The 18,865-nt window shown below is 67.4% G+C and carries 16 protein-coding genes, 1 tRNA gene and 1 pseudogene; 15 read left to right on the forward strand and 3 right to left on the reverse strand.

What is annotated here, in order from left to right:
- Position 1 precedes the first annotated feature (1 nt).
- The 9 genes and pseudogenes from hutI (at position 2) to LGN19_RS32660 (ending at position 9,112) form a co-directional block, all read left to right on the forward strand.
- Positions 2-1,225: an imidazolonepropionase gene (gene hutI, locus LGN19_RS32620; RefSeq protein WP_011352606.1), complete on the forward strand. Its 1,224-nt coding sequence runs from the start codon at positions 2-4 to the stop codon at positions 1,223-1,225.
- Between the two features lie 4 nt (positions 1,226-1,229).
- Complete coding sequence (locus LGN19_RS32625; RefSeq protein WP_122945833.1) at positions 1,230-2,606, forward strand: formimidoylglutamate deiminase; 1,377 nt, start codon at positions 1,230-1,232, stop codon at positions 2,604-2,606.
- A 59-nt stretch (positions 2,607-2,665) separates the two neighbouring features.
- The gene (gene hutG / locus LGN19_RS32630; RefSeq protein WP_226219387.1) at positions 2,666-3,463 is read left to right on the forward strand and encodes an N-formylglutamate deformylase; all 798 of its coding nucleotides are present in this window, start codon (positions 2,666-2,668) and stop codon (positions 3,461-3,463) included.
- Positions 3,464-3,829: 366 nt separating this feature from the next.
- Positions 3,830-4,054 carry a hypothetical protein gene (locus LGN19_RS32635; RefSeq protein ID WP_122946728.1) on the forward strand — a complete coding sequence of 75 codons (225 nt, stop codon included), beginning with the start codon at positions 3,830-3,832 and terminating at the stop codon, positions 4,052-4,054.
- Positions 4,055-4,222: 168 nt separating this feature from the next.
- Positions 4,223-5,029, forward strand: a complete 807-nt coding sequence (locus LGN19_RS32640) for a gamma-glutamyl-gamma-aminobutyrate hydrolase family protein (RefSeq protein WP_122945831.1) — start codon at positions 4,223-4,225, stop codon at positions 5,027-5,029.
- A gap of 12 nt (positions 5,030-5,041) precedes the next feature.
- Positions 5,042-6,379, forward strand: coding sequence for a glutamine synthetase family protein (locus LGN19_RS32645; protein WP_226219389.1), 1,338 nt, complete (start codon positions 5,042-5,044; stop codon positions 6,377-6,379).
- A 28-nt stretch (positions 6,380-6,407) separates the two neighbouring features.
- Complete coding sequence (locus LGN19_RS32650; protein ID WP_226219391.1) at positions 6,408-7,802, forward strand: aspartate aminotransferase family protein; 1,395 nt, start codon at positions 6,408-6,410, stop codon at positions 7,800-7,802.
- A gap of 527 nt (positions 7,803-8,329) precedes the next feature.
- A pseudogene (locus LGN19_RS32655) lies at positions 8,330-8,772 on the forward strand (STM2901 family protein).
- Complete coding sequence (locus tag LGN19_RS32660) at positions 8,765-9,112, forward strand: DUF1493 family protein (protein ID WP_174961144.1); 348 nt, start codon at positions 8,765-8,767, stop codon at positions 9,110-9,112. The pseudogene LGN19_RS32655 and the gene LGN19_RS32660 overlap by 8 nt, the downstream one beginning before the upstream one ends.
- A 442-nt stretch (positions 9,113-9,554) precedes the next feature.
- Here the strand turns inward: LGN19_RS32660 and LGN19_RS32665 are convergent.
- Positions 9,555-9,629 (reverse strand) — tRNA-Val (locus LGN19_RS32665).
- Positions 9,630-9,710: 81 nt separating this feature from the next.
- Positions 9,711-10,193 carry an Lrp/AsnC family transcriptional regulator gene (locus LGN19_RS32670; protein WP_122945815.1) on the reverse strand — a complete coding sequence of 161 codons (483 nt, stop codon included), beginning with the start codon at positions 10,191-10,193 and terminating at the stop codon, positions 9,711-9,713.
- A 191-nt stretch (positions 10,194-10,384) separates the two neighbouring features.
- Here LGN19_RS32670 and LGN19_RS32675 point away from each other — a divergent pair, with 191 nt between their 5' ends.
- From LGN19_RS32675 to LGN19_RS32690, 4 genes are all read left to right on the forward strand, one after another.
- The gene (locus LGN19_RS32675; RefSeq protein WP_226219395.1) at positions 10,385-11,599 is read left to right on the forward strand and encodes an amino acid aminotransferase; all 1,215 of its coding nucleotides are present in this window, start codon (positions 10,385-10,387) and stop codon (positions 11,597-11,599) included.
- A gap of 31 nt (positions 11,600-11,630) precedes the next feature.
- Positions 11,631-12,017: a RidA family protein gene (locus tag LGN19_RS32680; RefSeq protein ID WP_043190431.1), complete on the forward strand. Its 387-nt coding sequence runs from the start codon at positions 11,631-11,633 to the stop codon at positions 12,015-12,017.
- Between the two features lie 70 nt (positions 12,018-12,087).
- Positions 12,088-13,158: a porin gene (locus tag LGN19_RS32685; RefSeq protein WP_413227260.1), complete on the forward strand. Its 1,071-nt coding sequence runs from the start codon at positions 12,088-12,090 to the stop codon at positions 13,156-13,158.
- A gap of 91 nt (positions 13,159-13,249) precedes the next feature.
- The gene (locus tag LGN19_RS32690) at positions 13,250-14,671 is read left to right on the forward strand and encodes an amino acid permease (protein ID WP_122945813.1); all 1,422 of its coding nucleotides are present in this window, start codon (positions 13,250-13,252) and stop codon (positions 14,669-14,671) included.
- A gap of 21 nt (positions 14,672-14,692) precedes the next feature.
- Here the strand turns inward: LGN19_RS32690 and LGN19_RS32695 are convergent, their stop codons facing one another.
- Positions 14,693-15,595 (reverse strand): LysR family transcriptional regulator, encoded by a 903-nt coding sequence (locus tag LGN19_RS32695; RefSeq protein WP_226219397.1) that lies wholly within the window; start codon positions 15,593-15,595, stop codon positions 14,693-14,695.
- A gap of 173 nt (positions 15,596-15,768) precedes the next feature.
- Here LGN19_RS32695 and LGN19_RS32700 point away from each other — a divergent pair, with 173 nt between their 5' ends.
- Together LGN19_RS32700 and LGN19_RS32705 are read left to right on the forward strand one after the other, a co-directional pair.
- A complete protein-coding gene (locus tag LGN19_RS32700) occupies positions 15,769-17,520 on the forward strand; it encodes an acyl-CoA dehydrogenase family protein (RefSeq protein ID WP_226219399.1) in 1,752 nt (583 codons plus the stop codon).
- Positions 17,517-18,719: a CaiB/BaiF CoA transferase family protein gene (locus LGN19_RS32705; protein WP_226219401.1), complete on the forward strand. Its 1,203-nt coding sequence runs from the start codon at positions 17,517-17,519 to the stop codon at positions 18,717-18,719. The genes LGN19_RS32700 and LGN19_RS32705 overlap by 4 nt, the downstream gene beginning before the upstream one ends.
- Positions 18,720-18,865 lie beyond the last annotated feature (146 nt).

Below are 18,865 nucleotides of genomic sequence, written 5' to 3' on the forward strand. Positions count from 1 at the left end.
CATGAAACCGACTGTCTGGCATCACCTGAGGCTGTGTCCGCACGGCCATCCCGACGAGACGATCGACGACGCGGCGATCGCCGTCGACGAAACCGGCACGATCGTCTGGCTCGGCGCGATGTCCGCGCTGCCGCACGGTTACGCCCACTGGCAGCGCGAGGATCTGCACGGCGCGTGGGTGACGCCGGGCCTTGTCGACTGCCATACGCACCTCGTGTACGGCGGCACGCGTGCCGACGAATTCGCACAGCGCCTCGCGGGCGTCAGCTACGAGGAAATCGCGCGGCAGGGCGGCGGGATCGTGTCGACGGTGCGCGCGACGCGCGCGGCCGACGAGACGACGCTGTTCGTGCAGGCCGCGGCACGCCTGCAGCCGCTGCTCGCCGAAGGCGTGACCGCGATCGAGATCAAGTCGGGCTACGGGCTCGACCTCGCGAGCGAACGCAAGATGCTGCGCGTCGCGCGCCAGCTCGGCGAACGCTTCCCGGTCACCGTCTACACGACCTTCCTCGGCGCGCACGCGCTGCCGCCCGAATACGCGGGCCGCGCGGATGCGTATATCGACGAAGTGTGCGACCGGATGCTGCCGGCGCTGGCCGACGAGGGGCTCGTCGACGCGGTCGACGTGTTCTGCGAACGCATCGGCTTTTCGCTCGCGCAGACCGAGCGCGTGTTCGAAGCCGCGACGCGACGCGGGCTGCCCGTGAAGCTGCATGCGGAGCAACTGTCGAACGCGGGCGGCACGGCGCTCGCCGCGCGCTACCGCGCACTGTCCGCCGATCACCTCGAATTTCTCGACGAAGCCGGCATCGAGGCGATGAAGGCAGCCGGTACGGTTGCCGTGCTGCTGCCCGGCGCGTACTACTTCATTCGCGAGACGCAACTGCCGCCGATCGAGCTGCTGCGCAAGCACGGCGTGCCGATCGCGCTCGCGACCGATCACAACCCCGGCACGTCGCCGCTCGAATCGCTGCTGCTGACGTTGAACATGGGCTGCACGCTGTTCCGCATGACGGTGCCCGAGGTGCTGCAGGGCGTCACGCGCCATGCGGCCGCGGCGCTCGGCCGCGCGGATCGCCACGGCGCGCTCGAGGTCGGCCGCCAGGCCGACTTCGCCGCCTGGTCGGTCGGCTCGCTGGCGGAGCTCGCCTACTGGATCGGCCGGCCGCTGTGCGAGCAGGTCGTACGCGGCGGCACGACCGTGTTTCGCCGGATGAATGGATAGCCTCATGACCGACACCACGTTGTTTGCAGACCATGCGTACCTGCCCGATGGCTGGCGCCGTAACGTGCTGCTGCGCTGGGACGCGGCCGGCACGCTGACCGGCGTGACGCCCGACACCGACGCGCCCGCCGGTGTCGCGCGTGCCGCCGGGCCGGTGCTGCCCGGCATGCCGAACCTGCATTCGCACGCATTCCAGCGCGCGATGGCGGGGCTCACCGAATACCGCGCGAATCCGTCCGACAGTTTCTGGAGCTGGCGCGACCTGATGTACCGCTTCGCGCTGAAGATCACGCCCGACGCGCTCGCGGCGATCGCGCGCTGGCTGTATGTCGAGATGCTCAAGTGCGGCTATACGTCGGTGTGCGAATTCCACTACGTGCACCACACGCAGGACGGCTCGCGCTATCCGCAGATCGCGGAACTCGGCACGCGCGTGATCGACGCCGCGCGCGCGGCCGGCATCGGCATCACGATGCTGCCGGTGTCGTACCAGTTCGCCGGCTTCGGCAACAAGCCGCCGCGCGACGACCAGCGCCGTTTCATCAACACGCCCGACGGCCTGCTCGAGCTGCTCGACGCGATGCGTCGCACGGCGCCGGAGCACGGCGGGCTTCGTTATGGCGTCGCACCGCACTCGCTGCGGGCGGTATCCGAGAACGGGTTGCGCGTGCTGCTCGAAGGGCTGCCTGACGATGCCCCCGTGCATATCCATATCGCCGAGCAGACGGCCGAAGTCGACGACTGCGTGCGTGCCTACGGTGCGCGCCCGGTGCAATGGCTGCTCGATCGTTTCGACGTCGATGCGCGCTGGTGTCTCGTGCATGCGACGCACGTCGACGCGGCCGAAACGGCCGCGCTCGCGAAGCGTCGCGCGGTCGCCGGCCTGTGCCTGACGACCGAGGCGAACCTCGGCGACGGCGTGTTCCCGGCCGTCGACTATCTTGCGCAGGGCGGCGTGATCGGGGTCGGCTCGGACAGCCACGCGTCGGTCGACTGGCGCTCGGAGTTGCGCCTGCTGGAATACGGGCAGCGGCTCGTGCACCGCGCGCGCAACGTGCTGGCGAGCGACACGCAGGCGCATGTCGCCGATCGCCTGTTCGATGCATCGCTCGCGGGCGGCGCGCAGGCCAGCGGGCGGCGGGTCGGTGCGCTGCGCGAAGGGTGCCGCGCCGACTGGCTCGTGCTCGATCCCGATCATCCGGCGGTCGCCGAACACGACAGCGCGTCGTGGTTGTCGGGTATCGTGTTCGCCGAGCATGGCGAGACGCCGGTGCTCGACGTCTACACGGGCGGCGAGCGCGTCGTGAGCGGCCGCCGCCATCGCGACGAAGCCGTCGCGTATGCCGACTACCGCGCCGCGCTGGCGCAACTGCTGCGCTGACGCGCGCAACCGGCGCACGCCGCATGCGTGCGCCGGCAGACCTCCAACGGTGATGCGACATGACTGAACAACCGGCTGTATTCACGCTGAAGCAGGGCACGCTGCCGCTGCTGATCTCGATTCCGCACGCAGGCACGCACATCCCCGACGACATCGCTGCGACGATGACGGCCGATGCGCGTTTCGTCGACGATTGCGACTGGCATCTCGAACGGCTGTACGGCTTCGCGGCCGACCTCGGTGCATCGATCCTCGTGCCGTCGCACGCGCGTTACGTCGTCGACCTGAACCGTCCGCCCGACAACGAGAACCTGTACCCGGGGCAGGACACGACGGGGCTCGTGCCGGTCGATACGTTCGACAAGGCGCCGCTGTATCCGGCGGGCGCGCTGCCCGGCAACGACGAGATCATGCGTCGCCGCGACCGCTACTGGCTGCCGTATCACGACGCGCTGCAACGCGAGGTCGCGCGCCTGAAGCACGAGCACGGCCGCGTGCTCGTGTGGGAAGCGCATTCGATCCGCTCGCACGTGCCGCGCTTCTTCGACGGCCGCCTGCCGGACTTCAACTTCGGCACGTCGAGCGGCGTGAGTGCCACACCGGGCCTGGCAGAGGCGCTGGCCGCGCGCGTGCTCGAACACGGCGGCTATACGGCGGTCGCGAACGGGCGCTTCAAGGGCGGCTACATCACGCGTCACTATGGCGTGCCCCCTACCGGCGTCGAGGCCGTGCAGCTCGAGCTCTCGCAGATCACCTACATGGAAGAGACGCGTCCTTACGCGTATGACGAAACGCGTGCGGCACGGATTGTGCCGCTATTGCAGACGCTCGTCGAAACCGCGCTCGCGCATCGTTGAGCCCGGGCCGCACGGATGCGGCAGCGCGGCGGAGCAGGTGTGTCACGGTCCGCCGGCACGCAGCGTGCTGCACCGATGCAATGCACAACACGGCATCGATCCTCGAGATCGGTGCCGTTTTTTTTCGTCCGGCTTTCGTCTGATCGATGCCGTCATCGGCACCTGAAAATTTGACGCAATTTTTAGGTGATATAAGCTGAATGTTAGGAAGTCGTCACGCGCGCACCGGCGGTGAGGCCATCGATCGTGGCCGCCCTGTGCCGGCCTGCGCTGCGAGACACCTTGCCGACGTGCCGCCGCGCGGCGTTGCCGCATGCGCTTCATCGCGACACGTGTCCTGCCTTCATCCGTCAGTCGAGTACGATCGTGAAAGCCGCCAGCCCTTCGATACGCCGGACGCGAAGTCCGTCGGCGGGCGCGCCGCCTCAGGCCGGGCCGATCCGGCATGCTGATCGCGGCACGCGTGCCGCCTTTTTACGCGAACCTCGTTTCTTCGCCATTTCCCATCGCGGCCTGCGCCGCTTCAATCTCGTGACCGCGCGCGTGTTCAGCGCGGTGCAGTGCGACGGCAGCGCGTCATTGTTGCCCTAGCGTCCTTTTCGGCTTCCGTTCCGGGTCGCACCGCCTGTTGCCGCATCGTCCGCGCGGCAGGATCGCGTGTGAGCATGCGCCGCGTCGCGGTGCGCGCGTGCAGCGCCGGCACGAGCCATCATCGTTCCGCGTGCGAACGAGTCGCGCGCGATTACCGGAGAGACACCCATGCGCATGCGCCCGATCGTAGCCGTTACCGCCGACCGCATCCTGCGCGGGGCGCATCCGAACCACACGGCGGGGGAGAAGTACCTGGCCGCGCTCGTCGATGGCGCCGGCGCGCTTGCGTTCGTGCTGCCCGCGCTCGGTGCGCACCAGCCGGCCGACGCGATCGTCGCGGCAGTCGACGGGTTGCTGTTCACCGGCAGTTATTCGAACGTCGAGCCGCATCACTACGGCGGCGCCGCGAGCGCGCCCGATACGCTGCACGATCCCGCGCGCGACGCGACCGCGCTGCCGCTGATCCGCGCGGCGATCGAAGCGGGCGTGCCCGTGCTCGCGATCTGTCGCGGCATGCAGGAGCTGAACGTCGCCTACGGCGGCACGCTGCATCAGCGACTGCACGCGACGACCGGCTTCGACGATCACCGCGAGCGGCCGGCCGATCCGCTCGAACGGCAGTACGGCCCGGCGCACGTCGTGCAGTTCGCGCCGGGCGGCCTGCTGCAGCGGGTCGCGCGTGGTGCGCAGGAGGCGACGGTCAATTCGCTGCACGACCAGGGCATCGCGCAGCTCGGCGCGGGGCTCGTCGTCGAGGCCAGCGCGCCCGACGGACTGGTCGAGGCCGTCAGCGTGCGCGGCGCGCGCGCGTTCGCGCTCGGCGTGCAGTGGCATCCCGAATGGCGCTACGCGGAACAGCCGCTGTCGCGCGACATCTTCGCGGCATTCGGCGCGGCGTGCCGCGCGCGCATGACGCATCGCATTCATGCGGCCGGCGGCGCGATGCCGTCGCCGGCCGCATCCGACGTCGACTGATAGAGGCCGATCATGCAACCCGAACTGAGCGAATTCCTGCGTCAGCACCGCATCACCGAGGTCGAGGCGATCATTCCCGACATGGCCGGCATTGCGCGCGGCAAGATCATTCCGCGCAACAAGTTCGAATCCGGCGAATCGATGCGCTTGCCGCAGGCCGTGATGGTGCAGACCGTCACCGGCGACTATCCGGAGGACGGCACGCTGACCGGCGTGACCGACCCCGACATGGTGTGCGTGCCCGATCCGTCGACGATCTGCCTGATTCCGTGGGCCGTCGACCCGACCGCGCAGGTGATCCACGACTGCGTACATTTCGATGGCTCGCCGGTCGAGATTTCGCCGCGCTACGTGCTGCGACGCGTGCTCGATCTGTACAAGGAGAAAGGCTGGCAACCGGTCGTCGCGCCCGAGCTCGAGTTCTATCTCGTCGACATGAACGCGGATCCCGACCTGCCGCTGCGTCCGCCGGTCGGGCGTACCGGGCGCGCGGAGACCGGCCGGCAGTCGTATTCGATCGAAGCCGTGAACGAGTTCGATTCGCTGTTCGAGGACATCTACGAATACTGCGAGATGCAGGGGCTCGATATCGAGACGCTGATCCATGAGGTCGGCGCCGCGCAGATGGAGATCAACTTCGTACACGGCGATGCGCTGTCGCTGGCCGACCAGGTGTTCCTGTTCAAGCGCACGGTGCGCGAGGCGGCGCTACGCCACAACATGTACGCGACCTTCATGGCGAAGCCGATGCAGGACGAGCCGGGCTCCGCGATGCACATCCACCAGAGCCTGGCCGACGCGCGCACGGGGCGCAACCTGTTCTCCGACGAAGACGGTGCCGTGTCGCCGATGTTCCACAGCTATCTCGCGGGGCTGCAGAAGTACACGCCCGCCCTGATGCCGATCTTCGCGCCGTACATCAACTCGTATCGCCGCCTGTCGCGTTTCATGGCGGCGCCGATCAACGTGCAGTGGGGCTACGACAACCGCACGGTCGGCTTCCGCATCCCGCAGTCGGGCCCGTCGGCACGCCGCATCGAGAACCGGATTCCGGGCGTCGACTGCAATCCGTACCTCGCGTTCGCGGCGACGCTCGCCGCCGGCTATCTCGGCTTGACGCAACAGCTTGCACCGACCGAGCCGATCGCGTCGGACGGCTACAACCTGCCGTATCAGCTGCCGCGCAATCTCGAGGAGGGCATCTCGCTGATGGCGGCGTGCACGCCGCTGGCCGGCATTCTTGGCGACAAGTTCGTGAAAGCGTACCTGGCGCTGAAGGACACCGAATACGAAGCGTTCTTCCGCGTGATCAGTTCGTGGGAACGCAGGCATCTGCTGCTGCACGTGTGAGCGTGCGGCACTGTTATCCGGAGGAAGCATGACCGATCGAAACGAAGCCTTCTCACCCCATTCGACCGCGGATTACCGCGCGCTCGACGCCGCACACCACATCCACCCGTTCTCCGACATGGGCGCGCTGAACCGCGCGGGCAGCCGCGTGATCGTGAAAGCCGACGGCGTCTACCTGTGGGATTCGGACGGCAACAAGATCATCGACGGAATGGCCGGTCTCTGGTGCGTGAACGTCGGCTACGGCTGCAAGGCACTCGCCGACGCCGCGTATCGCCAGATCCAGGAACTGCCGTTCTACAACACGTTCTTCAAGACCACGCACCCGCCGGTGATCGAGCTTTCCGCGATGCTCGCGGAAGTCACGCCGAAGGGCTTCAACCACTTCTTCTATTGCAACAGCGGCTCGGAGGGCAACGACACCGTGTTGCGCCTCGTGCACCAGTACTGGCGCGTGCAGGGGCAGCCGCGGAAGAGGTATGTGATCTCGCGCAAGAACGGCTATCACGGCTCGACGATCGCTGGCGGCACGCTCGGCGGGATGGGCTACATGCACGAGCAGATGCCTTCGAAGGTCGAGAACATCGTGCACATCGACCAGCCGTATTTCTTCGGCGAAGCGGCGGCCGGCGAAACACCGGAAGCGTTCGGCCTGGCCCGCGCGCAGCAGCTCGAAGCGAAGATCCTCGAACTGGGCGCGGGGAACGTCGCCGCGTTCATCGGCGAGCCGTTCCAGGGCGCGGGCGGCGTGATCTTCCCGCCGTCGACGTACTGGCCGGAAATCCAGCGGATCTGCCGCAAGTACGACATCCTGCTGGTTGCCGACGAAGTGATCGGCGGCTTCGGCCGCACCGGCGAATGGTTCGCGCACCAGCATTTCGGCTTCGAGCCGGACCTGATCACGATGGCCAAGGGCCTCACGTCGGGCTACGTGCCGATGGGCGCCGTCGGCATTCACGAGCGCGTCGCGCGACCGATCATCGACAGCGGCGAATTCAATCACGGCCTCACGTACTCGGGCCACCCGGTGGCGGCAGCCGTCGCGGTCGCGAACCTGAAGCTGCTGCGCGACGAAGGGATCGTCGAGCGCGTGAAGAACGACATCGGGCCGTACTTCCAGCACCGGCTGCGCGATGTGCTGGGCGATCATCCGATCGTCGGGGAGATTGCGGGAGCGGGGCTGGTCGCGGGCGTTCAGCTTGCGCGTGACCGGAACCGGCGCGAGCGGTTCGGCGCGAATGTCGATATCGGCACGATCTGCCGCGACTTCTGCTTCAACGGCAACCTGATCATGCGCGCGACCGGCGACCGGATGCTGCTGTCGCCGCCGCTCGTGATTCGCGAAGCGGAGGTCGACGAGATCGTCGACAAGGCGAAGCGCGCGTTCGATGCGACGGCGGAACGGGTGGGGCGCGCGCAGTAAGCTGGCGCAGTATGCGCGTGCGCGCCTAGAGGCAGGCACGACGCCAAAACGAAAAGGCCCTGCGTCGTGAGACGCAGGGCCTTGAATTCTTTGGTGGGCGGTACTGGGTGGGGGTGTACGATCCCGGACTGTAAAGTGGCGCGGCCGAAAAGCCCGCCGCACCGTGAACGCGTTCCGGAAGACGATGAGGAAGTGGTGTTGCTGACCTCTGCGCGAGCGTCCTCGAACCCGAATCTGGTACCGGCCATCGAGTTTGCGTGAGCGAAGGCTATGCGGTCTGGCAGTGCGATGATCGGCGTCAGCGTGGCCGTATCACGGTAGTCTCCCCGACTGAAGATCACCCGTCATCGCAATCCTGCTGTTAGTGTTTTCCGTGAAGATTTTGGCATCGACGAAGCAATCGCCTGTCGGCGCAGCGCATTGTTCGCTGCCGCGCAAAGATGAGCGCCGGTGCATGGTGAGCCTGTTGTCTGCGCGGTGTCTTCACGATAAGCTCCCGCGACTCCCAACAAACATAATTCTGAGAGATGGCGAATACGTACAAATACGGGATTCATGAGGGCCTAACCCGTGAAGAGCTCTTCTTCCTGATCTTCATCGACGAGACGAGACGGGCAAGGAGCTAGGCATAGATGACGCTGTCGGAGTCGCAATGGTCCTGTCGGGTCAGCGGTTCATTCCGACACGCGGCAAGTTCGGCGGCGCGGTGAAGGGCACTTCGATTGCTTCGATCGTCTCCCGTCGCATGCTGCCGTACGAGCTTAAGCAGCGCATCCTTCCAACCGTGACCTCGTTCACGAGCCTGATCCTGTTGCGCATCAAGTTCACTCGGAATATCGGTGCGTTTGTCGGCCGCGCAATTCCGGGAGTGGGTTGGATAGTCCTGGCGTCCGACGTCACAATGATCTCGTATCGCTCCGTCACGACCTACAACAGCATGGTGAAGCCCGAGGACCGTTTGTATGGCTGATGCGTGGAAGCGCCTCGAAGAGTTCGTTGCTGCCGATGCGGGCAAGCCGCTCGTCGGTCGGCTCGAACTGACGCGAGACACGGACCTCTATCACGATCTGGACATGGAGCCGGACCACATCGATAAACTGGTTAGGCGATGGGCCGTGAAGTTCAGCGTGGACCTGTCCACGTTCGATATCCACTATTACTATCCGGCCGCGAAGCTCGGCATCGGTTCGTTCCTCGCGGCGGTCGTGAAATCCCCGTTCAGCACCTCCGCACGCGAGACGCTGGGCGGCCGGTCGCTGACGCTCGGCATGATGGAAGAGGCGATGGAGCGCGGGCGCTGGGAAGCGTAACGCGACGCGCTTTTGACTTCCGCATCTCCGACCAGAATCTAGCCTCGTAGCGCCTGCCGTCCGGCCGCGCCCACGCGTCGACCGGTGCGACCTGTCGCGAGGCCGTCTAGCGCCGGTTCCTCGCGGCGTCTTCCTTACCGTACATATTGGTGCGTACCGATGGGTCGAGCCGCGAACCGTCGATCGGCCGCAGGGTGTCGGAAGCAGGTCGCGAGAAAGGAGGGGAGGCGAGACTGCCGCACGCGTCCTTCAGGCTAAACCTACGGAGCCTGAGCGATCGTGGTCGGGCGTAACCCACCCTGGGACGCAGAAACTGACGGGACGCAGGGCGGGACTCGAACCGTCCCGTGACGCCGCTGGAAGAGGGGCGTGGAAAAGAAAAAAGGGTTTATGCATTTCTGCATAAACCCTCAATTTTCCGGCATTTCTGCCTTGAATTCTTTGGTGGGCGGTACTGGGATCGAACCAGTGACCCCTGCCGTGTGAAGGCAGTGCTCTACCGCTGAGCTAACCGCCCAAAGAAGAAAAGATTATGTCAGGAATTTTGGGGTCTGTAAAGCACTTTCTGCAAATATTTTCAGACCCGCGCAACGACCGGTCAGCCGGCCGTCGCTGGTTCGACGAGATCGAGGATCGACCCGTCGCGCTTGAGCGTCGCGAGCACGATGCTCGAGTTGATCGACATCACGCCTGCGGCGCGGTGCAGCCGGTTGATCACGAAATCCGAATAGTGATCGAGATCGCGCGCGCGAACCGTCAGCACGTAGTTCGACCCGCCCGTGACGATCTGCGCCGCGATGACCTCCGGCCACTGCTGGATCGCCTCCACGAACCGGTCGTGCCACTCGGGTACGTCCGGCCGCATCGACACATGCACGAGCGCCTCGAACGCGACACCGACCTTCTTCGGCTCGATCGTGCAGCGATACCCGGCAATGGCACCGCGTTCCTCCAGCAGCTTCACGCGCCGCAGGCAGGCCGACGGCGACAGTGCGACCGCGTTCGCGAGGTCCTGATTGCTGATGCGTCCGTCCCGTTCGAGGTGCCGGAGGATCCGCATGTCGGTTCGATCCAGAGTCATTTCGCAGAATCCGGTGAATTTTGAGATGAGATCCGCAGACTCTACTGCAATCGGATTGGTTCGTCATCGAAAAGTGAAGCTCATTCTATTTCGTCCTCGATAACATGCGCCCCATGTCCCGGCAGCTCATCCCGACGCAACGTGGTGCCGCCGGTGGTACCGCCGCCTTCAACCCTTACCGTCATTCCGCCATGTACGAACACGTTCCCGCCTATCCGGGCGATCCGATCCTGTCGCTGTTCCAGGCATTCCAGCAGGATGCGCATCCGCACAAGGTCAACCTGAGCATCGGCCTCTACTACGACGACGCGGGCCGGATTCCCGTCCTCGACAGCACGCGCATCGCGGCCGAGCAGCTACGCGATGCCGGTGCGCCGCACACGTATCTGCCGATGGAGGGGCTCGCCGCGTACCGGCAGGGCGTGCAGCGCCTCGTATTCGGCGCCGATTGCACGGCGCTCGCGGAAGGGCGCATCGCGACGCTGCAGACGCTCGGTGGATCGGGCGCGATCCGGCTCGGCGCGGAATTCGTGAAGCGTTATTTCCCCGACAGCGCGATCTGGATCAGCGACCCGACGTGGGACAACCACCGCGTGATCTTCTCGGCCGCGGGCCTCGACGTGCACACGTATCCGTACTACGACGCATTGCGCAACGACATCCGCGTCGACGCGATGCTCGCCACGCTCGATGCGTTGCCGGCGCGCAGCGTCGTGCTGCTGCAGCCGTGCTGCCACAACCCGACGGGGCTCGACCTCGGCCGCGACGCATGGCGCGCGGTGATCGACGTGCTCGCACGGCGCGGACTGATTCCGTTCCTCGACATGGCGTACCAGGGGTTCGGCGACGGTCTCGCCGACGACGCGTGGGCCGTGCGTGCGATCGTCGATGCCGGGCTGCCCGCGATCGTCAGCAATTCGTTTTCGAAGAACTTCTCGCTGTACGGCGAGCGCGTCGGCGGGCTGTCGGTCGTCTGCGCGAACGCGGGCGAGGCCGCGACGGTGCTGAGCCAGTTGCAGGCCGGCGTGCGCCGCACCTATTCGAGCCCGCCGCTGTTCGGCGCGCAACTCGTGTCGACCGTGCTGAACGACGACGCGCTGCGCGCGCGCTGGGAAGGCGAGGTCGCGCAGGTGCGCACGCGCATCAAGCGGATGCGCGGCGAACTGAAGGCCCGGCTCGATGCGCGGCTGCCGGACCGCGCGTTCGACGCACTCGTCACGCAGCGCGGGATGTTCAGCTACACGGGCATGGCCGCGACCGACGTCGACCGGTTGCGTGCATCGCACGGCGTCTATCTGCTGCGCTCGGGGCGCATGTGCATCGCAGGCCTGAACGATGCGAACGTCGACCACGTCGCGAACGCGATCGCCGAGGTGCTCGGCGTCGCGTCGCGGCGGGCCGCCTGAATTTCCCGACCGCGATCCGAAGGAGGACACGATGGCTGAAACGATCCCGGTCGACCTGCCGCAGCTCGCGCAACCGTTCTCGTGGGCGACCCGCGCGGGCGGGTTGATGTTCACGGGGCACGGGCCGGTCGACGCGTCCGGTGCGATTGCCGGCGACACGATGGCCGAACAGGCGCGCATCACGCTCGCGAATCTCGCGAAGGCCGTTGCGGCGGCCGGCGCGACGATGGACGACGTCGCGCAGGTGCTCGTCTACCTGTCAGACGTGAAGGCGATGCCCGAATTCGATGCCGAATACCGGCGCCACTTCCGCGAACCGTATCCGAACCGGACGTGCGTCGGTGTGCAGGGTTTCGCGCATCCGGCGATGCGCGTCGAACTCGTCGCGTACGTCGCGCTGCCCGCGGCGCGCATCTAGCAGGAACACCGCATTGCGCGGTGTGCAGTCACACAATCATCGACAAACTAGAACAGGACTGGAGGAGAACATGAGGACAATCCATCGATTCGCACTGCCAATGATGGCGGGTGCGCTTGCCGCGAGCGGCGCGATGGCGCAGAGCAGCGTGACGCTGTACGGGATCGTCGACCAGAGCATTCGCTATACGACGCATGCCGACGCGTCGAACGAGGCGAGCGTGCAGATGACCAACGGCGCGATCACGAACAGCCGCTGGGGGCTGAAGGGCAGCGAGGCGCTCGGCGGCGGGCTGAAGGCGATCTTCCAGCTGGAGAGCGGCTTCGAGCCGCAGAACGGGCAGCTCGACGGCGCGCTGTTCGGCCGCTACGCGTATGTCGGCCTCGCGAGCGACTGGGGTACCGTGAAGCTCGGCCGCCAGGCGACCGAGGCGTTCAACCTGTTCGGCGATCTCGATCCGCTGACGGTCGGCAACTACACGGCCAACATGTGGCCGTATTTCCTCACGCAAGGGCGGGCGAGCAACGTCGTCAGCTACGACGGCACGTTCGGCGGGCTGAACGTCGGCGCGAGCTACGGCTTCGGCGGCGTCGCGGGCAGCCTCGGCGCGAACGCGTACTGGGGCACGCACGTGTCGTACACGCAGGGCGGGCTGATGGTCGGCGCGACGTACCAGCAGGTGCGCGACCTGAACAGCCGTGCGCAGCAGGCGTGGGGCGCGGGCGCACGCTACGCGTTCGGCGCGGCGACGCTGTACGCGGGCTATCTCGGCGGCATCGACCGCACGGGCATGCTCGACCAGCAGCTGCTGAACGCGCCGGGCCGCGACGTGACCTACGGAGCGTTCGCGGACAACCCGCGTCGCGACGCGATCTTCTATACGGGCGCGAGCGTCAAGGTTACGCCGGCCGTGTCGGTGACGGGCGTCGCGTATTACGACGACATCCGCAACGTCAACGGCGTTGCCGGCAACGGCGGCAAGCGCTATACGGGCGTGCTCGAGGCCGAGTACGCTCTGTCGAAGGCCACGCAGGTCTACGCGACGGTCGACTACAACCGCGTGACGGGCGGCGCATTCACGGAAATGCCGGGACGCGGCAACCAGACGGGCATCGCGGCCGGCCTGCGGCACCTGTTCTGAGCACGCGGCGCGCGGCGGCCGGCCGGTCCGGCGCCGGCCCGCGCGCTGTTGACGTTCCGACCGGACAATCGCTTTCGAACGAGGTCACTCGATGCAACCAGAAGGGCAATTCCAGCATATCGCGGCGCGCGAGCAAGGCCTGCGCCGCACGCTTTCCGCACGGCAGATGGCGATGATCGCGATCGGCGGCGCCATCGGCACCGGTCTGTTTCTCGGCAGCGGCTTCGCGATCGGCTTCGCGGGCCCGAGCGTGCTCGTCAGCTACGCGATCGGCGCGTTCATCTCGCTGCTGCTGATGGGCTGTCTTGCGGAGATGACGGTCGCGCACCCGACCTCCGGTTCGTTCGGCGCGTATGCCGAACACTATGTGAGCCCGTGGGCCGGATTCCTCGTGCGCTACGCGTACTGGGCGTGCATCGTGCTCGCGGTCGGCACCGAGGTCACCGCGATCGCGCTGTACATGAAGTACTGGTTCCCGGGCGTGCCGGGCTGGCTGTGGATCGTCGGGTTCTCCGCGCTGCTGGTGTTTGTCAACGCGCGCAGCGTCGACGTGTTCGGCGCGGTCGAGTACGGCTTCTCGGTCGTGAAGATCGCGGCGATCGTCGGCTTCATCGCGCTCGGCGCCTATGTCGTGTTCGGCAATCCGGGGCTGGTCGGCGACGGTGCCGCACGCGCGGGATTCCACCATTACACGGATCACGGCGGCTTCTTCCCGAAGGGGGCGTGGGGCACGTGGGTCGCAGTGATCGTATCGATCTTCAGCTACCTGAGCATCGAGATGATCGCGGTCGCGGCCGGCGAAGCCGAGGATCCCGAGCGCGCGGTCACGCGTGCGTTCCGCTCGACGATCGTGCGGCTCGTGCTGTTCTACCTCGTGACGCTCGCGCTGATGCTCGCGATCGTGCCGTGGACGGCGGCGGGGCGCGACGAAAGCCCGTTCGTGAAGGTGATGGAGGCGATCCACCTGCCGGGCGCGGCCGGGCTGATCAACTTCGTCGTGCTGATCGCCGCGCTGTCCGCGATGAACAGCCAGCTCTACATCACGACGCGGATGATGTTCAGCCTGTCGCGTGCGGGCCATGCGCCGAAGGCGCTAGGAGAAGTGAACGCGCGCGGCGTGCCGTTCGGCGCGCTGATGCTGTCGACGCTCGGCATCGCGCTGGCGACCGTGCTGAGCGTGCTGTATCCGGACGCGTCGTTCACGATCATGATGGCGGTGTCGATGTTCGGCGCGCTGTTCACGTGGATGATGATCTTCGTCACGCACTACTGTTTCCGGCGTCGCCGGGCGGCCCTCGGCCTGCCGGCGCCCGCGTTCCGGATGCGCGGTTTTCCGCTGCTGACGCTGCTCGGCGCGGGCCTGATGCTCGCGGTGATGGTGACGACCTACTTCACGGCCGAATTCCACATGACGCTGATCTTCGGCATTCCGTTCCTGGTTGCGCTGTCGGTCGTGTACGCGGTGTGGTATCGGCGCGCGCAGCCGGTACTCCAGCCCGACGCGAAGTCGTGACGTAGCGGTGGGGGCGTGCGCTCAGCCCGCGAGCGCGGGCAATGCGTCGATCGATGCGCGCACGTAATCCGCGAAGCGCAGCGCGACCGGTTCGGCCGTGCCGCTGCGCTTCAGCGCGAGCGTGCGCGATTCGAGCGACGCATCCTTCAGCGGCCGGAACGCGAGCCGGTCGCTCTTCACCTGCTGCAGCACGCGCGGCACGAGCGCGACACCCATCCCGAACTCGATCATCGACAGGATCGTCTGCCACAGCCGTGCCTCGTGGCGGATCAGCGGGCTGAAGCCGGCGTTCACGCATTGCGCGATGATCAGGTCGTGATAATGCGGTGCCGCTTCGCGCGGGAACAGGATGAACGGTTCGGCGGCCAGCGCGGCGAGCGCGACCTGCTTGCGCTTCGCGAGCGGATGCGCGGCCGGCAGGCAGCACACGAACGGTTCCGCATAGACGGGCGTCGATTCGACCTCGGGCGGGACGTGGCCCCAGTGCGCATAGCCGAGATCGATCTGGCCGCGCTGGATCGCCTGCACCTGCGCCTGCGTGTTCATTTCGCTCAGCACGACCTCGACACCGGGGTAGTCGGCCTCGAAGCGCCGCACGGCATCGGGCAGCCCGCGATACAGCATCGAATGAACGAAGCCGATCCTCAGCCGGCCCGCAAGACCGGACGCGGAGCGCACCGTCAGGCGTTCGGCCTCGGCCGCCTGCAGCAGCAGCCTGCGCGCTTCGCCGAGCAGCACCTCGCCCGCGTTGGTGAGCGCGACGGTCTTGTTGGTGCGCGAGAACAGCTGGACGCCGAGCGCGTCCTCGAACTTGCGGATGTCGAAACTCAGCGCCGGCTGCGAGATGAACAGGCGCTTCGCCGCGCGCCCGAAATGCAGCTCCTCGGCGACCGCCACGAAGTAGCGCAACTGCCTCAGTTCCATGGTGTCTCCTCGCGGCGTCGGCATCGATAAGCGATATCTATCGTACCGGATAAATCCTGTATTGGACGCTTATCGATCGCGCGCCTACGCTCTGCGGAAGGCTTTGCACGGGACTGGCCAGGCGCCGCGGCGGCGCCGCCAGCCGACGTGCAGGCAACCCAGGAGACGCACGCATGAACGACACCGCTCGCACGCCGGACGCCGGCGCATCCAATATCCCCGACAGCCGGGGCATCAATTTCTTCTCGGTCGATCCCGATCTCGGCGCGTTGCTGAAGCTGCATCTCGGCGATGCGCACTATGCCGAGCTGGCGCCGCGGCTGCACGCGCTCGGTGCGCGCGTGTCGGGCGAGCTCGACGAATGGGCGTCGCGCGCGGACAAGCACCCGCCCGTGCTCGAGCACCGCAATCGGCGCGGCGAGGCCGTGCAGCGGATCGACAAGGATCCCGCGTATGTCGCGCTCGAACGCGTCGCGTATGCCGAACTCGGGCTCGCGTCGCTGAGCCACGGCGCCGAATCCGTCCCGCCGCTCGTCAAGTACGCGCTGACGTTCCTGTTCGTGCAGGCGGAGTTCGGGCTGTGCTGCCCGGTCAGCATGACCGATTCGCTGACGCGCACGCTGCGCCGCTTCGGCGATCCGGCGCTCGTCGCGCGCTACCTGCCGATGCTTGCGTCGCGCGACTTCGACACGCTGTACCAGGGCGCGATGTTCATGACCGAGCAGGCGGCCGGCTCCGACGTCGGCCGGATCGCGACGCGGGCGACGCGCGAGACGGACGCGCACGGCGAGACCGTCTGGCGCCTGACCGGCGACAAGTGGTTCTGCTCGAACGCGGATGCCGACCTCGCGATGGTGCTCGCGCGGCCCGACGGCGCGCCGGACGGCATCAAGGGACTCGCGCTGTTCCTGCTGCCGAAGACGCTGCCGGACGGCACGCGCAACCGCTACCGGATCGTGCGCCTGAAGGACAAGCTCGGCAGCCGTTCGATGGCGAGCGGCGAGATCGCGCTCGAAGGTGCGCAGGCGTACCTGATCGGCGAGATCGGCCGTGGTTTTCATCAGATGGCCGACATGATCAACATGTCGCGGCTGTCGAACGGCGTGCGCGCGGCGGGGCTGATGCGGCGCGCGCTGAACGAGGCGCTGCACGTTGCCGCGCACCGCGAAGCCTTCGGCCGCAAGCTGATCGAGATGCCGCTGATGCAGCGCCAGTTGCTGAAGATGCTGCTGCCGGCCGAGGCCGCACGCACGATGTTCATGCAGATCGCGCTGCTGCTGCCGCAGGCCGATACGGGCGACGAGCAGGCCGCGCGCTGCGTGCGGATCCTGACGCCGCTGATCAAGTTCCGCGCGTGCCGCGACGCGCGGCGCGTGACCGGCGATGCGATGGAGGTGCGCGGCGGCACCGGCTACATCGAGGAATGGAGCGACGCGCGCATCGTGCGCGACGCGCATCTCGGCTCGATCTGGGAGGGCACGAGCAACATCGTCGCGCTCGACGTCGCGCGGGCCGCGCAGCGTGAGCAGGCGCTCGATGCGCTGCGCGCGTTTCTCGGCGATCGCCTCGGCGCGGCGCCGCTGCCCGACGCGAGCCGCGCGGCGCTGCGACGCATTCTCGCGCGTGCCTGCGATGCGCTTGCGCGGGTCGCGGCCGAAGGCGACGACGCTCGCGTGCGGCAGGCCGCGTCCGCGCTGTACTACGCGAGCGCGGCCGTGCTGATGGCCTGCGAGGGCGCGCGGCTCGCGCCGGATTTCCGGCGGCTCGCGCTCGCGCATCTGATCGTGCGCCACAAGCTGCTGCCGGTCGATCCGCTCGCGCCGGCATCGAGCGACGACGAATCGGCCGCGTACGGCGCACTGCTGCGCGGCACGCCGATCGCGCTCGATACCGCGCTCGACCTGCTGCCGGAGGTCGAACGATGAGCACGACGCGTGGCGCACTGGACGGCCTGAAGGTCGTCGACCTGAGCCGTGTGCTCGGCGGCCCGTACTGCACGCAGGCGCTCGCCGACCACGGCGCGACGGTGGTCAAGATCGAGCCGCCGGACGGCGACGAGACGCGCGGCTGGGGGCCGCCGTTCCTTGGCGATACCGCGTGGTATTTCATGGGCGTGAACCGCAACAAGGAAGGGCTCGCGCTCGACCTGTCGCGCGACGAGGGGCGCGTGATCCTGTGGCGCCTGCTCGAAGAGGCCGACGTGCTCGTCGAGAACTTCAAGCCCGGCACGCTCGCGCGCTGGGGGATGGACTACGCGCGCGATTTGAAGCCGCGCTTCCCGCGCCTGATCCACTGCGCGGTGACGGGCTTCGGCGAAGGCGGCCCGCTCGGCGGACTGCCCGGCTACGACGCGGTGATCCAGGCGATGGCGGGGCTGATGAGCGTCAACGGCGAACGCGACGGCGACGCGACGCGCATCGGTCTGCCGATCGTCGACATGGTCACGGGCCTCAATGCGCTGGCCGGCATCCTGCTGGCGCTCGCCGAGCGCGAGAAGAGCGGGCAGGGCCAGTCGATCGATATCGCGCTGTACGACTGCGGCGTGTCGCTGCTGCATCCGCACCTGCCGAACTTCTTCGGTTCCGGGCGCGTGCCGGAGCGCAGCGGCAACGCGCATCCGAACATCGCGCCGTACGACAGCTATCGCACGGCGACCGTGCCGATCTTTCTCGCGATCGGCAACGACCGGCAGTTCGCGCGGCTCGTCGCGCATCTCGGCGTGCCGGCGCTCGCGGACGATCCGCGCTTCGTCGACAACCGCAGCCGCTGCGCGCACCGGCCAGAGCTGAAGGCCGAACTGGAAGCACGGCTTGCCGCGCACGCATGCGAGCCGCTCGCGCGCGACCTGATGGCCGCCGGCGTGCCGTGCGGGCCGGTGCGCACGGTGGCCGACGTCGCGCACGATCCGCATGCGCTGCACCGGAACCTGTTCGTCGAGATCGGCGCGTATCGCGGCACGGCGTCGCCGGTGAAGCTGTCGCGCACGCCGGCCACCTATCGTTCGCCGCCGCCCGCGCTGGGCGGCGATACGCGCGCGGTGCTCGATCGCCTCGGCGTCGATCCCGCGCTCCAGCAGCAACTGCTCGACGCCGGCGTGCTGAAGATCGCACCCGACCGGACGTGACCGACCGGCGCGCGCGCCGGTGAGCCTGGCCGGCCGACGAAGCGGAACGTCAAGCAGCGCAACGTCAAGCAACAACGCCAGCCGGCGGCGCAATGCCGGCCATCCGGCAACGCGCGCGCCAGTCGTGCCGCCGATCACAAACATGG

Source organism: Burkholderia sp. AU30198 (assembly GCF_020419825.1).
Classification (GTDB): Bacteria; Pseudomonadota; Gammaproteobacteria; order Burkholderiales; family Burkholderiaceae; genus Burkholderia.